The sequence below is a fragment of the Methylobacterium sp. V23 genome (assembly GCF_002917135.1).
In the GTDB taxonomy this organism is placed as follows: Bacteria; Pseudomonadota; Alphaproteobacteria; order Rhizobiales; family Beijerinckiaceae; genus Methylobacterium.
The window spans coordinates 21,838-35,256 of record NZ_PDHT01000041.1 but is presented as its reverse complement, the minus strand read 5'-3'; the positions used below and the strand labels follow the sequence as shown (position 1 = coordinate 35,256).

10 protein-coding genes and 2 pseudogenes are annotated in these 13,419 nt (G+C 59.4%); 7 read left to right on the top strand and 5 right to left on the bottom strand.

Annotated elements, in window-relative coordinates:
- Both CRT23_RS24415 and CRT23_RS24410 read right to left on the bottom strand, forming a co-directional pair.
- A pseudogene (locus CRT23_RS24415) lies at positions 1-365 on the bottom strand (hypothetical protein); the annotation flags it as partial.
- A 526-nt stretch (positions 366-891) separates the two neighbouring features.
- Positions 892-3,246 (bottom strand): family 16 glycosylhydrolase, encoded by a 2,355-nt coding sequence (locus tag CRT23_RS24410; RefSeq protein ID WP_103712168.1) that lies wholly within the window; start codon positions 3,244-3,246, stop codon positions 892-894.
- 980 nt (positions 3,247-4,226) lie between these two features.
- Between CRT23_RS24410 and CRT23_RS24405 the strand changes: the two genes are divergently transcribed.
- Positions 4,227-5,036, top strand: a complete 810-nt coding sequence (locus tag CRT23_RS24405) for a calcium-binding protein (protein WP_181017453.1) — start codon at positions 4,227-4,229, stop codon at positions 5,034-5,036.
- Between the two features lie 569 nt (positions 5,037-5,605).
- Complete coding sequence (locus tag CRT23_RS24400) at positions 5,606-5,887, top strand: hypothetical protein (protein ID WP_181017452.1); 282 nt, start codon at positions 5,606-5,608, stop codon at positions 5,885-5,887.
- 1,457 nt (positions 5,888-7,344) lie between these two features.
- On the opposite strand, the gene CRT23_RS24395 is transcribed toward CRT23_RS24400, so the two are convergent.
- A complete protein-coding gene (locus tag CRT23_RS24395; RefSeq protein ID WP_348628894.1) occupies positions 7,345-7,785 on the bottom strand; it encodes a PilZ domain-containing protein in 441 nt (146 codons plus the stop codon).
- Between the two features lie 198 nt (positions 7,786-7,983).
- Here CRT23_RS24395 and CRT23_RS28685 point away from each other — a divergent pair, with 198 nt between their 5' ends.
- Positions 7,984-8,274, top strand: coding sequence for a hypothetical protein (locus tag CRT23_RS28685; RefSeq protein ID WP_181017451.1), 291 nt, complete (start codon positions 7,984-7,986; stop codon positions 8,272-8,274).
- A gap of 160 nt (positions 8,275-8,434) precedes the next feature.
- Here the strand turns inward: CRT23_RS28685 and CRT23_RS24385 are convergent, their stop codons facing one another.
- The gene (locus tag CRT23_RS24385) at positions 8,435-8,953 is read right to left on the bottom strand and encodes a MucR family transcriptional regulator (protein WP_103712163.1); all 519 of its coding nucleotides are present in this window, start codon (positions 8,951-8,953) and stop codon (positions 8,435-8,437) included.
- A gap of 175 nt (positions 8,954-9,128) precedes the next feature.
- On the opposite strand from CRT23_RS24385, the gene CRT23_RS24380 reads away from it, so the two are divergent.
- Positions 9,129-9,830 carry a response regulator transcription factor CtrA gene (locus CRT23_RS24380; RefSeq protein WP_103712162.1) on the top strand — a complete coding sequence of 234 codons (702 nt, stop codon included), beginning with the start codon at positions 9,129-9,131 and terminating at the stop codon, positions 9,828-9,830.
- Between the two features lie 145 nt (positions 9,831-9,975).
- Here CRT23_RS24380 and CRT23_RS24375 read toward each other — a convergent pair.
- Positions 9,976-10,575 (bottom strand): annotated as a pseudogene (locus CRT23_RS24375) (IS6 family transposase).
- A gap of 234 nt (positions 10,576-10,809) precedes the next feature.
- On the opposite strand from CRT23_RS24375, the gene CRT23_RS24370 reads away from it, so the two are divergent.
- From CRT23_RS24370 to CRT23_RS24365, 3 genes are all read left to right on the top strand, one after another.
- Positions 10,810-11,481, top strand: a complete 672-nt coding sequence (locus CRT23_RS24370; protein WP_103712161.1) for a ParA family protein — start codon at positions 10,810-10,812, stop codon at positions 11,479-11,481.
- Between the two features lie 24 nt (positions 11,482-11,505).
- Entirely contained in the window at positions 11,506-11,802 is a 297-nt protein-coding gene (locus CRT23_RS28035; RefSeq protein ID WP_146056488.1) for a hypothetical protein, read from the top strand.
- Positions 11,803-12,401: 599 nt separating this feature from the next.
- Positions 12,402-13,139: a hypothetical protein gene (locus CRT23_RS24365; RefSeq protein ID WP_245436558.1), complete on the top strand. Its 738-nt coding sequence runs from the start codon at positions 12,402-12,404 to the stop codon at positions 13,137-13,139.
- Positions 13,140-13,419 lie beyond the last annotated feature (280 nt).

The window sequence follows — 13,419 nt, the reverse complement described above, 5'->3', positions numbered from 1 at the left end:
TAGCCGTAGCGGAAGTCGAAGTTGCCGGCGGTGTTGATCAGGCCGGAGGTGTAGTTGATGCCGCCAAGCGTCTCACGCAGCTCGGGCGAGGTTGGGCGAGCGGAGATGGAGAGCACGCCGTCCTGCAGATGGAACGGATCGGCCGTGACGGTGGCACCCGAGACCAGGGTGGTGGAGCCTTGATCGAGGTAGATCTGCTTCTCACCCGTGGTGGTGAGGTTGCGCAGACCACCGAGGAAGGTGGTGTTCCAGGTGGAATTAGTATCATCAGCGAGCGTTGAGCGATTGAACTCGTCGCTGAAGGTCAGCTGCATGCCGGCGCGCGGCGCAACGACAGCAGACGATGCGGTTGAGATCTGGTCCACGGTTAGCCCTCGGTAAATTCATTATCCGAGAGCTTGAGTGATGCGTTTTAAGCTGAGGTACAGGAGATCGGTAAAAGTCGAGACAACACCCGATGTAGGCTGGACTTGTTCCCTGCCGCTCTGAGATCCCGCCAACATCGTTTCGAAATGATTTATGGAACCTGTAAGCCCTGTCTAATCCCGAGCAATCTTGCCGCGACCCGCACTGCAAAGTCCCCCTGCCACGACCAGCGCGATCGCGCGATCGCGGAGACTTCGTAAGCTTCGAGCTCGCCTCCGATGATCCCCGCAACGCAATCGCACCGGTGCTCGACCCTTAGCCCATTTAAGGGAGAGGTAACCCTTCCGTCGCAAACCGGGGAGGGAAGGGTTAACCAAACGAAAAGAGCGCACCGTTTCCGATGCGCTCAAGTTAGTCTGCTTTACCTTGGGGGTAAGCTGCTACAATCTACACAACATTTGAGCACAGCAAACCGTTCCACGCGGTCGCACAGGGATTGTCCGCACAATTCTTTGTGCCCGGTCCTTAAGAGAACAGGAAGTCGGCGGCCTTGAGCTGCGTGGCGGTGACGTGCTGTAGAAGGATGTCGTGACCCGCATCCGAGATCAGAGCGAACCCATCTGCACCCGTGGACAGGTGTGCCTGCACATCCGCAAAGCTGGTGTAGCCTAGCCCGCTCAGGTCGATCTTGTCGGTGCCAAGCGTGAAGTCAGTGATGAAGCTCGTGCCGGCGCCATCGGCCCGCTTGAACACGAACACGTCGGACCCGGCATCGCCGGTCAGCGTGTCGTTGCCCGACCCACCCCAGAGCACGTCGTTGCCGATGCCGCCGTTGAGCCTGTCGTTGCCAGCCCCGCCGTTGAGGGTATCGTGGCCCGCGCCGCCGATTAGCACGTCGTTGCCGGTCCCACCCGTGAGTACGTTGTCGAGTCCGTTGGTCACGCCCCTGAACGCACCCGAACTCGTGTAGACGAGGTTCTCCAGGTTGCCCTTGAGCGTGTAGGTGGCCAGGCTGGTGCGCACCGTGTCGATGCCTTCATCGGCCATCTCGACGATCACATCACGGACGTGGTCGACGGTGTAGGTGTCGTCGCCCGCTCCGCCAATCATGGTGTCAGCCCCCGCCCCGCCGTCCAGCGTGTCGTGACCCGAACCACCCATGAGTACATCGTTGCCCGAGGTGCCGGTCACGAGCTTGCCCGCCTCTGGTGATGTACCAGGAACGGAAGGAGATGACGGATCCGGCGCTGGGGTAGGTGATGTGTCTCCAGGCGGAGGTGCTGGAGTGTTGTCAGAAGGTGGTGATGAGGTGTCGGCGTTGAACTTGAAGTCACTCCCGCTGAGCTGAGCTATCTTGACGTTCTGCAGGACCAGCTTCTCCGCTCCCGCCGTGATGACTAAGTTGCCTTCCTTGCTCATCACCGCATGTGCTTGAACGTCCGAGAAGGTGGTCAGACCCAGGCTGCCCACGTCGAGCTTGTCGATGCCGATCTGGAAATCGGTGATGAAGGCCGTGCCGCTGTCGCCGCGCTTGAACACGAAGGTGTCGGCACCCTCGCCGCCGGTCAGCGTGTCGTTGCCCGACCCGCCCCAAAGCACGTCGTTGCCCAGCCCGCCACTCAGCTTGTCGTGACCGGCGCCGCCGCTGAGCGTGTCGTTGCCAGCCCCACCCACCAGCGTGTCGTTGCCCGACCCGCCCGTGATCGCGTTGTCGAAGCTGTTGCCCGTGCCGGCAAACGCACCCGTGCCGGTATAGACCAAGTTTTCCAGATTGCCGCCGAGCGCGTAGCTGGCCAGGCTGGTGCGCACCGTATCGGTGCCCGCGTTGGCAAACTCCACGATGGTGTTGCCGGTGTTGTTGATGATGTAGGTGTCGTCGCCGCGCCCGCCCTCGAGCTTATCCGCACCCGCTCCACCATCCAACGTGTCGTTGCCCTGCCCGCCCAGCAGACGGTCGTTGCCGGCCCCGCCGCTCAGGCTGTCGTGCCCGCCCGCGCCCAGGATCGTGTCGTTGCCGTCGCCACCCGAGAGGGTGTCCGCGCCATCGCCACCCGACAAAGTGTCGTTGGCCGCGGTCCCGGTCTTGGTGATGGAGGCGAAGTTGGAGGCATCCTGGTAGACGCGGATGTAGTCGATCTTGAACGGAGCTGGAAAAGGGGTGCCAGCGCTGACGGGGCTGCCGAAGCTGGAGCCGACCGACATGTCGGCCAGGATGTACATCGGGGCCTTGAGCGACTCAGGCGTGACCATGCGCCCGGTGACCTGACCGTCGAGATAGAAGGTGGTGTAGTCCGGCTGCCAGTCGACACCGTAGGTGTGGTAGCCCTGCGACTGGTCCGTGGCCACCGTGGCCCGCACCGTCTTGTCGATCGAGGTGTTAACGCCGTCCTTGGAGTACCACACGGTCTGGTGCAGGTAGTTGGGTCGGTCGGCCAGGTACTCGACGATGTCGATCTCGCCCAGCTTCACGTTGTCGGTACGCACCATGTAGAAGGCGGGCAGCAGGCCGGCGCCCGTGGGCATGTCGGCGCGCATCTCGACGTAGCCGTAGCGGAAGTCATAGGCGCCTGAGCCGGTGTTGATCAGTCCCGAGGTGTAGGGCGTCTTGATCACGTCGGCATCGGCCGCGGTGGTGGGGGCGGCCGTGATGGTAAGGGCGCCATCCTGGATCTTGAAGGGATCGGCGTCGGCGTGGCCACCGGAGCTGAGGGTGGTGCCGTTGTCGTCGAGGTAGAGCTGCTTCTCGTAGAACTGCGGCAGGTTGCGCGTACCGCCTTGGAAGGTGGTGTTCCAGGTCGGGCTGTCTGCGTTTGTGTTGAGATTGCTCCGTCCGTTGAACTCGTCGCTGAAGCTCAGCACACGCTTCGACAGATCGATCATGCTTATATTCCCCAAGGTAAGATTTTATTGGTTTATTATTGCTTTTATTCCAGTCATTCTGCGGCTGAATATGGCCAAGCTATGGCAAACAACATCGCTTAAGTTAATGTTTGATAAAGACGAGACGGAGAATGCACTATCAAGTTGTTAGTTTATGAAATAATTTATAAATAAATAGAATTTGTTATCATTATATATTTAGTCGATAATCTCAAAGACTTCTAGTCTGATGTATATAATATATATAACGAAATTTATATGTCGAGTCCATGCTTCATAAGTATGAACACAATCCTGATCGCTCTGCAAAGTTCTCTAGGAGATAGGCTTGTAAGCCAAACTTACGTTTTAGCGCTGCGTCTTAATACCGTGGGATCTTTCGGGATATAGAATGCTGATTGTAAATTAGTATACAATGGTGTTCAGAATACTTCACCCCACGCTGTTACAAGCGCCTGGCAGCTGATCAATCGATCCTCGCTTGCAGAGCCACGTCCTGCGTGCTCAGCCGGAGCAGGACGATGCACAATTGTAAAACTAGAACAGGTCAGCGTAAGCATTACCTTGGTACAGTTCTGGAGTATTATCTGGAATACGGCGGTTTTTCCGACGCCTAGATCCGCTGGGAAAAGGTGCCTGGAATGCAAAAATCTCAAATTTAAAAACAGTACCGCCCTGCTCGTACGGGGCTGCTCGCAACCTCACGTTCTGGGTGGGGTGGAAGACAGTAGCATGATTGGGTAGTCAGAAAGCGGTCTGCGTACTTACTACTTAGTATCAAAATTTATATTATTGAACATTGAGGAGAATATTACAGTAGAATATTTGCTGTTTAGTATTGAACGATACGACTGATTTTGTCTGAGGCTTAGGCACTTCAGAATGCCATGTGGCGCGTTTCTAGGCTCTCAAACCTAGTAGCGCCTTGCTTGGTGGGAAGCAGATCGGTTGCCACAATGCTTTGCCAGCAGGAGGCACTCATGGCCATCAACTTTAGCCACGATAAGGGTTGCAGCATTGCCCCACCACCGAACAAAGGTGCGCCTTACGCGCTCAAGGGCACCAACGGTGATGATACCCACCTTATCGGCTCGTCCGTTGATGGTGGTCCTGGCAACGACATCATCACGGGCACTGGGAACGCGAGCGGTACCATCCCCGGCAACGATTACCTCAAGGGCGGCCCCGGTGCAGACTCCATCCGGCCGGGCTTCGGCAACGACTTCGTTGACGGCGGTCCTGGCAACGACACCTCCGGTGGTGGACCGGGCAATGACACCCTTCTCGGACGGCAGGGCAATGACAGCCTGAGCGGCGGTCCGGGCGACGACAAGATCTACGGTGGTCAGGGAGCTGATACGATCTCGGGCAGCAGCAGCGGCAACGATTGCATCCACGGCGGCTCCGGCAATGACCGCTTGAACGGCGGCATCGACGATGATGTAGTGCAAGGCGACAGCGGCAACGACTTCATTGTTGGGAACCTCGGCAATGACACGCTCTATGGCGGGAGCGGGAATGACACTTTGAGAGGTGACGCGGGCGACGATCTCCTGTTTGGTGGCGCCGGCAAGGACGTGTTCTACTTCGGCAAGAACAGCGGCCACGATGTGATCGCGGACTTCTCCAAGTTCGACCAGATTGACGTGCGCGGCCTTGGGCTCAGCAGCTTCGCCGACGTTCAGGCTCATCTCACATCACATGGCGATGGGCTGACACTGACGGCGAACGGCACAACGATCGACATCCTGCACGTCACGCATCTAACAGCGGCCGACTTCATCATCTGACGTTGTTGGTTCGTATTGCAGCACCCTGATAAGCCCCGCTCGCCCGCCTTCTACGGCAGCGGGGCTTTCCATTGCCTAACGTGCTCAGGCATCCTAGCCACAATCTACCTTAAGTGGCAGATCAAGTGCTCGACTGAAATACGAACGTTTTCCCGTCATTCTAAAATCGTCCTGGATCTGCGCAGTGCTTCTTCGAGGGCGATGTCGGAAAAATATGGCTGGAAATCATCCGTCGGGGAAACGGTGTTTATGAGTCCTGACACTCGCGATGTTTCACTGCGAAGTTAATACGATGTGAGGACGATAGTGGTTTGCCAACCATGTTGGCTGTGCCACGGAAACCTCGAAGCACTCTGGGGAGTAAGCGATATGCCAAACAGGCGATCTCTTCCCTGAGTGACCTCGCAGGCAGCGTGTGCCGTTCCTGCCCTTCACAGCAGCGTTCGTGACTAGAGTGAAATCTGGAATGCCACAAAGGCGTATATCGCCGTTAGCGCATTATTAAGATGGGTCGTATGTAAGAGAAGCCTCTAGCGCTGATCAGCGATAACAAATGTTAGGCAATGATTATGCAGGATATGGGCTTCAAATCTCTCTTGGTTCTGGCGAAAATCGGCTACGAGCTGCGGGACGAATTTGCAGATACTCTTGATGATGATGTCGAGAGCGCATTTGGCCCGCTGCTAGAAGCCCTCGACGAGACAGGTGGCATCCTGCGGCTCGCCAATGCCGAATATGAGTGGGTGAGCGACGGAGCTTTCTTCGAGGCTTACAGCGCGGCCGGACATGAAGGCTCATCTGCCCACGTAGAGAAGCGATCAGGCTTGGAGCACTGGAGCATGGCTTCCTAGGCGCACCTCAGCCGACCGGCGAGGCCGCCCTTAGCCAGGGGTGGCCCGCCTATCATGTAAGCTTGATGTGTCGGCGGCTGGACGGTCAGGAATGGCGCGTTTGCCTCAGGGCACATTAAAGCCTGGACAGGCGCAAGAAGCGCAGCGCTGCAGAGATGCGCCCTTAACCTGGCGCGATAAGGCCGGACTGATCGCACCCAACCCATCGCATTTGATCGACTTATCGCAGAGTTACAGCACCTCTGGGCACTATCATCCCACCCACGTCAAAGGGGTGGTCGATGTCGCGCAGTGTGATTGGGCAGGTGGTGAGGCGAGTACGCTTCGTTGTCTACGAGCCGGCTGCTCCCGGCCTACCTTGGCTTTCGGTGTGTCTTGGGCCTGATGACGAGATCATCGGTGTGACCGGCTGTCCCTCTGCTGAGGCCGCCAAGGCTAAGACCGAAGCTTGTGCCGCTCGTCTAGCGAGCAAGTTTGAGAACGCTCAGGTGACGCGCCTGACAGAGTACGGCTCCCTTCACTGAACACCATAGGTCATAGAACCCGTTGTTCTTCGCCGCGTCGCCTTTGCGCTGCTCCTAAGGCAGTTTGGTGACGAGATCGATTGTCGTCGTCGTGCGGCAATGGCAGGCGCATGTTGGCGGAAGTGAACAGCCGAGGAAGGCGCGTTGGTACAAGCGCGTGCTGTGCGCGTCATGCCGAGGATGAAGCAGGGACAAGGCGAGACTGATACGCCGATCAAACTGGAAGTCGTGCCCCGGCGGAGCCTGCGCCGCGAGGAGGCCGCGCGCGACGTCGGCATCAGCACCGCAAAGTTCGATGCGTGTATGAAGTCGCTCTCGCCGACCTCTTTGCTGTGGTCGCACCAAAGCAGACTGACATCCGGGGCTGAGTTTCGCGCTGGGCCTACCCGCGCGAAGGCAAGCTCACACGGCCTGCTCGCCATGTTGCGATCAGGCCATCCTCTCCCCAAAGGTCGTAGGGGCGACCATCGCTCATCTGCGATGCCACGCGGCAAGCCTCAGCCTGATCAGTCGTCAAAATCTGTTCAATTCGTGCGATGGACTGATCGCGCCTCCGCACAATCAACCTGAAGAGGCGGCATTCAGGCTTAAGGGGACGCCGTGCCTCAGGGCCCCGGCGGGTCAGGTGCGAGCGTCCACCAGAAGGAGGCGGCATATCTCCGCCGCGTCGGCAAAGTGCGGTCAGGAGCGAAAACCGACTGGCGGGAAAAAGCGACATGCTCATACTCTGCAAGCCTGGAGCAAAGCGCAGCCAACAGGAAGACGGGTGCGCCCGCGCCTGAACGGTGCTCCGCAGGTGAGCCCCACTTGCGCGATCGCAGCGGAGGCCGTGCGGACTTTCGGTATGTTCAAACCAGGACCCGACAGGAGCGAACCTGAGTGAGATACCCCACCCGTCTCCTCTGCCGTAGGCTCTCGTGCGCCTGCCGGGGATTAGGCCGCGCTGGTGTGTTGCCAACTCACCGCGCTACGGCGCTCAATCAACTCCATGATGGCATCGGTCGTGTGACGCAGGCGCATCTTCGTCGCCGTCAACTCCCCGCTCAAGGAGGGGTAGAGTGCATCAAACACCATCTCTTCCTTGAAGGCGTGCTCGATGAGCAGGTCCTCGACTTCGTGACGGACAGGGTCAAGGAACTCGACGCCAAAGCCGTGAGCTTCACGTCGAGCGATGCGGCAGGCACGAGGCGAGCTACTCCCTCCAATGGACAGATCGAAGCTTGCTGGAACGGATCGACGTGTGTGTGGCTGTACGAAGGCTCCGAGCGTCGAGATGTCGGTGATCGTGCAACGGACTGGGGCGCTAAGCTGCGGGATGAAAATCCGCGCGTCCAAGCGGCAAGGTTGCCTCTGCACTCGTCTCTGCTCAGACATTTCACGCCCCTTGAGTGAGTCTTGCTCCATGACGTTTAAGTAATATCAGTATCAGAAACTTAAGAAATCGTAAACTTCAGCATTAATGATTGTGATTATTGTATGATGGCCATCTCTAAATGGTGCGGCTCAGGGCGATCATTTGTTGGTGCGCGGTCTTGTAGTCTAGATACTGATTAGCTCGGATTGCAGGCGTTGATGTCCGTCCCCGCCTTCTCACTCCTTGAGGCTACCTTGATGACAGGACCGCTGGAGGGCGGGCTCGGAGCCCTGGACCGGCTCATTGCTGGGGCAGAGAGACGACGGGTCGAGCAGATGATCCACATCGCTGTCTTGCTCGCGGACGAGGGAGACGTGACCGAGACACAAGCCGAACTGGCACGGACAGAGAGGTTGCTGAGGATCATGCGTACCCAACGCACACTGCTGATCCGTGCGCAGCCCGCAGCAGTTCCACAGATCGACGACCGCAGGCTTCTGCATACATAACCACGGCGGCCCAGCAAGAACGATTCTCGCACCCGTCGTAGATGTCATCTGCAGCTTGACGAGCTAGAGCATCGCCGACGCCGTCCCGCCGCAAGGCCCCCAGTAATCTATTCCGGGGGCCGTATCCCCCCCTGTCACCAGAGCCTAACGCCCGCCAGCCTCAGGCGTCTGCGGGCGCCTCAGCGCCCTTGGGCGGACGCCCACGGCGCTTTGCAGGAGCAGCGTCACCTTGCGTCTGCTCACCCTCGGCTGCCGCAGCGGGTGATTTGCGACGCTGCTGACCCAGACCCAGGCTCCGGGCGAGTTCGGAACGTTGCGCCGAGTAGGCAGCCGACGTCATCGGGTAGTCGGCAGGCAGACCCCACTTCTCACGATAAGCCTCAGGTGAGAGGCCCCGCAGGGTCAGATGCCGCCGCAGCGTCTTGTAGGGTTTGCCGTCCTCGAAGCTGATCAAGGCATCGGGCGTGATCGACTTGCGCACCTGTGCCGGCGTCGCCTTTTCGGCCTTCGGTGTCTCGGTCGATGCGGCACCTGTCAGGCCCTGCAAGGCCGCGTGCACGTTTGCCATTAAGCCCGGCAGCTCAGAGGCTGGGAGGGAGTTGTTCGCCACGTAGGCGACGACGAGCTCAGCCGTGAGGCTGACGGCACGGGATTGTGATGATGTTGCCTGATCATCCATATCGTTGCTTGTTCCCGAAAGAGCTTCGCGCAAACCTGCAGCCCCATCAACTCACCGGTTCAACGTCGGTGACGTGTCCCAGGCCACCAGCCACAAGATATTTGCGCATAATGCGCCTTAACGATTTGTTGGCAATATTTCTATAGCTGGATTTAAGTTTCTGAGGATCTTGCCCATGCGTGTGTTGCTGATCGAGGATGACGCCTCCGTCGCGCAGAGCATCGAGCTGATGCTCAAATCCGAGAGCTTCAACACCTACACCACCGATCTCGGTGAGGAAGGGATCGATCTCGGCAAACTCTACGACTACGACATCATCCTGCTGGATCTGACACTCCCCGACATCTCAGGCTACGAGGTCCTGCGGTCCTTGCGTGCCTCGAAGATCAAGACGCCCATCCTGATCCTCTCGGGCATGGCCGGCATCGAGGACAAGGTGAAGGGCCTCGGCTTCGGCGCCGACGACTACCTCACCAAGCCCTTCCACAAGGACGAGCTCGTCGCCCGCATCCAGGCCATCGTGCGGCGCTCGAAGGGTCATGCCCAGTCGGTGATCACCACCGGCGACCTCGTCGTGAACCTCGACCAGAAGACCGTCGCGATCGCAGGCAGCTACGTGAAGCTCACGGGCAAGGAATACCAGATCCTGGAGCTTCTTGCCCTCCGCAAGGGCACGACGCTGACCAAGGAGATGTTCCTCAACCATCTCTACGGCGGCATGGACGAGCCCGAGCTGAAGATCATCGACGTCTTCATCTGCAAGCTGCGCAAGAAGCTCGCCAACGCCTCTGGTGGCAAGAACTACATCGAGACCGTCTGGGGCCGCGGCTACGTGCTACACGATGGTGTCTCGGAGATACGAGCTTTGGCGAGTTGACGCCTTCGAAGCCATACGGCAGCGCAAGATGGCAGATACCTCTGTCAGTAAGCAGGCCCCCTCCCTGTGTGAGCCTGTCGCAAAGATTTTTGGCCTAGAAAATTATCCTCTCTACGCAGGCACTAGCCGCTTCGATGGGGCTATATCAGGCCCATCGAAGCGACTTCCATACCTCATCGAACGGGGTGAGCAGGGTGTGTGCCGTGCTGCTGAGAGATGATTTTTTCGGGCCTTGAACGTTCGCGACAGGCCCCTCCTTGTGGCTCTCAGCGTTGGCAGACGGGTAGTTGCCGGCACCATCAGTGCCAACGCGGTTTGGGGCAAAGAGCGGCTCGGCTGAGAGCATCTTGCGGAAGAAGCGTTTGGCCGCGTAGAGGTCGCGGTTGGCGGACAACAGGAAGTCGACCGGGTTGCCGTGCTTCTCGATGGCCCGGTACAGATAGCGGCACTCGCCGCGCACCTTGATGTGGGTCTCGTCGATCCGGACCGAGCCGCAATGCGGTTTGCGGACCTGCCGCAGTCTCTTCTCGATCAGCGGCGCATAGGCGAGCACCCAGCCGTTTTGGGTGGATTGGTCCACTTCGACGCCGCGCTCCAGAAAGAGCTCCTCGATGTCTCGGTAGCTCAGCGGGTAGCGCAGGTACCAGGAGACGGCCTGGACAATGAGCGCCGCCTCGTAGTGCTAGCCTTTGAGGCTGCCTTGGGCGCCCTGCTTCAGCGTCGCAGCGATAGCGGGCAGGATCATGGGCCAGCTCCAGAATGGAGCGACAAGCTGGACAGGTATGCCTAACGAGCCGTGGACGACGTCCTACGCGCGTTTGCGACAAGCCCCTCTGTCTTCCGTCCTGGTGGACGCATCCATTAACGTTTCATTAACCAATGTAAGGGCACTCGTACACGGGTGGTAAAGTCCACTACTCCACGCGTCCGCTTTCCCGCAGAGTGGACCCGTGGCGGAGCGAGAGAGTGGGATGGTGAGATGAAGACAATCGCGGTCATTGGCCTCAAGGGAGGTTCTTCGAAAAGTACCGTTGCACTGCACCTAGCTGTCTGTGCAGAGGCAGCCGGTCTCGCGGTCGCGGTGATCGATAGCGATCCCCAGGCATCCGCCCACAAGTGGTTCGAACGACGCGAAGTGGAAACGCCATCGATCATCCGTGAGATTGATGGGGACGCGTTCACCAAGCTTCAAAGCATCGCTCATAAGAACGGCACCGACCTCTTAATCATCGATACGGCCGGAAAGGCCGAGTCTACCGCCCTCGCCGCTTGTGAAATTGCGGACATGGTCTTGGTACCTGTCCGGCCGACACAGTTCGATCTCGAGACGTTGAGCACGGTCAAGCGGACCGTTCGGATCGCCGAGAGGACGTCCGTCACCTGGGTGATGCTGTCTCAGGTCCCGACAGGCAGCAACGCTGGCAGGATGATCGAGGAAGGCGAAGCCGCTATCCAGGCATACGGACTTAATTTGGCGCCGGTCCGGATCGCGACACGTGCGAGCTACGCCTACGCGATGTCGGCTGGTCAGACCGCCACTGAGTTCGAGCCGCGAGGCAAGGCTGCTTTAGAAGCAGGTGCAGTCTACCAGTGGGTCAGTGGTCTAGTGGGCTGTGCAGCGAAGCCCACTCGTGAATTAGTTGACGCGTGAGGGGGTGGACTCGTGAGTAAGCCTGTGAAACAAGCCCGCGCTTTCGCCATGCCGGCTGGAGACTTGGAAGACGTGGTCTCGCCCGCTGCTGCAAGCAAATCGGTTGACGCCGTGCCGGAAACCGTGGTGGCGCCTCCGGCGAATAACGGACGGCCCATGTACCGCGAGGGCAAGAAGAACCTTTCAGTGTGGCTTGACGAGAAGGCGTTCCGCCAATTCAAGTCGCTAGTGGCCGAAGAGGGTGACACGCTTCAAGACTACGTCATCAAGATGCTCAACCGCGAGTTTGCGGCCAAAGGGCGCCCGCAGATCGCGAAGTAGGTTCGCTCACGAGAAGACGCGTGCACCCGTCCTCTCGTGGAATATACCACGAGACAAATCGTGGGAAAGTGATCTAATTCACGAGTGGACTAGTATGATAGTGGGATAGTGGGCGTGTAGGTTCAAGGGCGGTCATATTGTTCGCATGCTTCGCTCCCATGCTTGCCGTCTGTTGCAATCCAGCAGTTTTCATTTTGCAACGATCCAACACGCCACTGCCAGCGCTCGGTGTGGGAACTCCGCTTCCTGTTAGTGCTGGACGGGACAGCGCGACCGTTGACTTAACCATGCTCGCCACGCGACATGGCGTGTCTGGCTGCGCTCGCCCTCAGGGACGAGTCGTAAGCCGACAACCATCAGGGATGAGCGCCGCGAGAAAGACCTAAGCCCAAAACGCCAACGGCCTCGTTCCCTGGCAGGAACGAGGCCGTCGAAAATCGAATGGGTCTCGGGGACCGCGTTACAGCTCCCCAGACATCATAACACCGGTCAGGTGTCAATCGGGATCGCTTCCCGAAACGATGGCGCTTTGCCTTTTGACGGGGACAGCTGATGCTGCGCCTCCTGCTTTGCCGCGGCCCGAGCAAGGATCGGGACCGATGTTTCACGCCGCCATGCACGCCGCGATCGAAGGCGCGCGAACGCTCGCGCAGATGGACGAGCTGTCGCGCCAGCTTTGGCAGGGGCACGGGGCAGGGGTCTTGGGCGACCAGGAGGCCCAGATCCTCGCCGAACGCCTTCACGGGCGCCGCAGCGCGATCCGAGAGGGCATCCGGCCGGTCGGCATCCCGGCAGGCCGGGCGAGCTTGTTTCCGCCGCGCAGGAGCCTCAGGAGCCCCGACCGCATGGCATCGTTGGAGAGGCGGCGGCTCCTGGCCTGCTCCGGCCCGTTGCCGCCTCAGCTCGCTGCACGCTTCACGGAGGGGCAGCGGGCCGTCCTGCGCATCGTCGGCGACGAGGTCGCGGCTAAGGGCGTGTGTGGCCTCTTCATCGACGCTATCGCCGCTCGAGCCGGTGTCTGCCGGCGCTTGGCTCAGGGAGCTCTACGCCTTGCAGCTGGCGATGGGCTGCTGACGATCGAGGAGCGCCGGCACCAGGGCCGGAAGAACTCGCCCAACCTGGTGCGCATCATCAGCCGTGAGTGGCAGGTTTGGATCCGCCGGGGAGGGGGGCAGAAGCGAAGCGGGATTGCGCTGGCTGCTGAGGGCTCCTCTCAGTTGAAGGCCCTAGGGTGCAAAGCGTTTCGCCCCACGGATAAGGGGATAACTCTGGGGACGAATTTACCACCAAAACCCTCCAAGAAGCTGCCGGAACGGCAGAGCCTTACCCATCGGTAGCGCGATCTCCGATCCTCTTCAGATAAGCAGACCCGGCGCAGCCATGCGTGGGGCACGGGCGGCTGATCGCTTTGCCGAACGATGCGAACAGCCGAGCCTGCTCATACATCCAGGATCTCTCCCGCTGATGCGCCAGCCCCGGTCCGGACCGTCGCCAGGTTGCGTCAGCACAAAGAGCACACGATGACAGGCCTGCATGGGCTAGTTCCCTGCGCTTGAGCCCGTGACGCCTCGGCCGGGTGATCGTGTGAGGGTCGGCGAGGCGGAGAACAGGAACCGC

Coding starts and splice junctions, on each gene's coding strand:
- CRT23_RS24410 (WP_103712168.1), bottom strand. CDS start 3,246: ATGATCGATCTGTCGAAGCGTGTGCTGAGCTTCAGCGACGAGTTCAAC.
- CRT23_RS24405 (WP_181017453.1), top strand. CDS start 4,227: ATGGCCATCAACTTTAGCCACGATAAGGGTTGCAGCATTGCCCCACCA.
- CRT23_RS24400 (WP_181017452.1), top strand. CDS start 5,606: ATGCAGGATATGGGCTTCAAATCTCTCTTGGTTCTGGCGAAAATCGGC.
- CRT23_RS24395 (WP_348628894.1), bottom strand. CDS start 7,785: ATGTCTGAGCAGAGACGAGTGCAGAGGCAACCTTGCCGCTTGGACGCG.
- CRT23_RS28685 (WP_181017451.1), top strand. CDS start 7,984: ATGTCCGTCCCCGCCTTCTCACTCCTTGAGGCTACCTTGATGACAGGA.
- CRT23_RS24385 (WP_103712163.1), bottom strand. CDS start 8,953: ATGGATGATCAGGCAACATCATCACAATCCCGTGCCGTCAGCCTCACG.
- CRT23_RS24380 (WP_103712162.1), top strand. CDS start 9,129: ATGCGTGTGTTGCTGATCGAGGATGACGCCTCCGTCGCGCAGAGCATC.
- CRT23_RS24370 (WP_103712161.1), top strand. CDS start 10,810: ATGAAGACAATCGCGGTCATTGGCCTCAAGGGAGGTTCTTCGAAAAGT.
- CRT23_RS24365 (WP_245436558.1), top strand. CDS start 12,402: ATGTTTCACGCCGCCATGCACGCCGCGATCGAAGGCGCGCGAACGCTC.